The sequence below is a fragment of the Pseudorhodobacter sp. genome (genome assembly GCF_030452865.1).
GTDB lineage: Bacteria > Pseudomonadota > Alphaproteobacteria > Rhodobacterales > Rhodobacteraceae > Pseudorhodobacter.
This window is the reverse complement of the sequence record NZ_JAKDLJ010000461.1, coordinates 1-2,599: the sequence shown is the minus strand read 5'-3', so window position 1 is coordinate 2,599 and position 2,599 is coordinate 1. Positions and strand designations below refer to the sequence as shown.

Here is a 2,599-nt window from a genome sequence, read left to right as displayed (position 1 = left end):
GCAATGCGACAGGATCAGGTTGCGTTGCAGGGTGGCAGTGTCTTTCGACTCAATTTTGACTGACGCGAGTTTGCCAAAGCCGGTATTCACGCCGTAAACCGCCTCGGATCCGGCAGCGGCCTTCGCCACCTGTGCCGCCGCCGTCTCTACCCCCGGACGGGCCGAAGGGGCGAGTTTGGCGGCGGACCCATCGCGCCAAAGCGACTCCAGTTGCGCGAGCGTGGTTGTGCCCGGTGTCAAGGTAATCATCAAATGCCCCCAAAAATGCGTTGATGCAGTGGATTGATGCCGAAGCGATAGGACAGTTCGGCCGGAGTTTCGACATTCCAAATCGCCAGATCGGCGCGCAGACCCGCTGCGATACGGCCGGTATCAGTCAGCCCAAGCGCGCGGGCGGCATGTTCGGTCACGCCGCGCAGCGCCTCCTGCGGCGTCAGGCGGAACAGGGTACAGCCCATGTTCATTGCCAGCAACAACGAATGCAGCGGTGAGGAACCGGGGTTGCAATCCGTGGCCAAAGCCATGGGCACGCCATGTTTGCGGAAGGCTGCAACCGGTGGCGCCTGCGTTTCGCGAATGGCATAGAAGGCACCCGGCAGCAGCACGGCAACCGAACCGGACGCGGCCATCAGCCGGGCATCATCCTCGGTCGCATATTCAACATGATCGACCGACAGCGCACCGCTTCGTGCCGCCAATGCGGTCCCACCCTGATGCGAAAGCTGCTCGGCATGGAGCTTGACGGGAAGTCCAAGTTCAGACGCCACATCAAAAATACGCCGGATCTGCTTGGTATCAAACGCAATTCCTTCACAAAATCCATCAACAGCATCGACCAGACCTTCGGCATGTGCCGCGCGCAGGGTTGGAATGCAAACCTCATCAATATAGGCGTCGGCGCGGGCACGATATTCCGGCGGCACAGCATGGGCGCCCAGATATGTCGTACGCACCCGCACCGGGCGCAAGCCTTGCAGCGCCCGCGCCGCGCGCAGCATCCGGAGTTCGGTTTCAACGTCGAGGCCATAGCCCGACTTGACCTCAATGCAGGAAACGCCCTCGGCCAGGATCGCATCCAGCCGCGGCAAAGCCTGCGCGATCAGCCCCGCTTCATCCAGCGCCCGCGTCGCGCTGACGGTAGAGACGATGCCCCCTCCGGCCCGCGCGACCTCTTCATAGCTGGCACCTTGCAACCGCAACTCAAACTCCCGCGCGCGATTGCCGCCGAAAATGATGTGCGTGTGGCAGTCGATGAATGCAGGTGTCAGGAGGCGACCGTCGAGATGGTGGCGCGGCAAAGCCTTGAATTCAGAGGGCAAATCACTTTCAGGCCCGACCCATTGGATGCGCCCGGCTTCGATCATAACAGCACCGCCCGACAAGACACCCGGCCCGGCCCCGGCAATCGCCCCGCCGTGAATGACTTGCGCGCCTGTGCTTTCCATCTTGATTCCCCCAAGGTTTGGATTATTATGTACATACATATTATTGAAGTCAATCGGGAGAAACCTCATGGCGGTGATCTGGGCGGAGCAAGCACTTCTGGCGACAGGCTGGGCGCAAGATGTTGCGGTGACCGTGGAGGGCGACAGGATCGGGGCGATTACACCCAACGCGCCCGCCACCGGCCAGCGCGTCGGTGTGCTGCTGCCCGCGCCGACCAACCTGCACTCCCACGCGTTTCAACGCGCCATGGCTGGGCTGACTGAACGACGCGGCCCCGACCCGAAGGACAGTTTTTGGACCTGGCGGCAGTTGATGTACCGCTTCCTTGACCAGTTGACCCCGGAAGATGTCGAATCCATCACCGCCTTCGTGCAAATGGAAATGGCGGAAGCAGGCTATGCGGCGGTGGCGGAGTTCCACTATCTCCATCACGGCCCCAATGCCGTCCCCTATGCCAACCGCGCCGAAATGTCGGCCCGTATTGCGGCAGCAGCGGCGCAAACCGGGTTGGGGTTAACCTTGCTTCCGGTGCTTTATGAATTCGGTGGTTGTGACCGCCGCGCGCTTGGGCCGGGGCAAAACCGCTTTGGTAACACACCGGGCCAATTCGCAGCACTGCTGGACAGCGCAGCGCAGGCCATCGCCACCCTGCCCGCCGACACAAGGCTTGGCGTCGCCCCGCACAGCCTTCGCGCGGTATCCCCTGAAGGGCTGGAGATCGCGGCAAGCCTGCGCCCGAATGGCCCGATCCACATGCACCTGGCCGAACAAATCCCGGAAGTGGAGGAGCTTTTGGCCCATCGCGGCGCGCGGCCTGTCGAATGGCTGCTGGCAAATGCCGCTGTGGACCCGCGCTGGTGCCTGATCCATTGCACGCAGATGGAAGCGCACGAAACCAAAGGCTTGGCAGAGACTGGCGCGATAGCCGGCCTTTGCCCGATCACCGAATCCTCGCTCGGCGATGGGATTTTCGACGGCGTTGCCTATAGTGGCCACGGCGGGCGCTGGGGCATCGGCTCAGACAGCAACATCCGCATCAGCCTTGCGGAGGAATTGCGGACGCTCGACTACTCCCAACGCTTGCGCGATCATTCCCGCGCCGCCCTCGCCACGGCGGACGAATCCACCGGCCGGGTGCTGCTGGAAACGGCAG

The 2,599-nt window shown here is 62.6% G+C and carries 3 protein-coding genes; 1 reads left to right on the top strand and 2 read right to left on the bottom strand.

What is annotated here, in order from left to right:
- On the bottom strand, positions 1 to 249 hold a 249-nt coding region (locus tag L0H65_RS18050), incomplete at its 3' end, for an aromatic amino acid lyase (RefSeq protein WP_301460596.1).
- Positions 249 to 1,445, bottom strand: a complete 1,197-nt coding sequence (gene hutI, locus L0H65_RS18045; protein WP_301460595.1) for an imidazolonepropionase — start codon at positions 1,443 to 1,445, stop codon at positions 249 to 251. The genes L0H65_RS18050 and hutI, both read right to left, overlap by 1 nt.
- Positions 1,446 to 1,512: 67 nt before the next feature.
- On the opposite strand from hutI, the gene L0H65_RS18040 reads away from it, so the two are divergent.
- A partial coding sequence (locus tag L0H65_RS18040; protein WP_301460594.1) for a formimidoylglutamate deiminase occupies positions 1,513 to 2,599 on the top strand: 1,087 nt, incomplete at its 3' end.

Bases quoted from the DNA above. Each gene is read 5' to 3' on its own strand.
- hutI (WP_301460595.1), bottom strand. From the start codon at position 1,445: ATGGAAAGCACAGGCGCGCAAGTCATTCACGGCGGGGCGATTGCCGGG.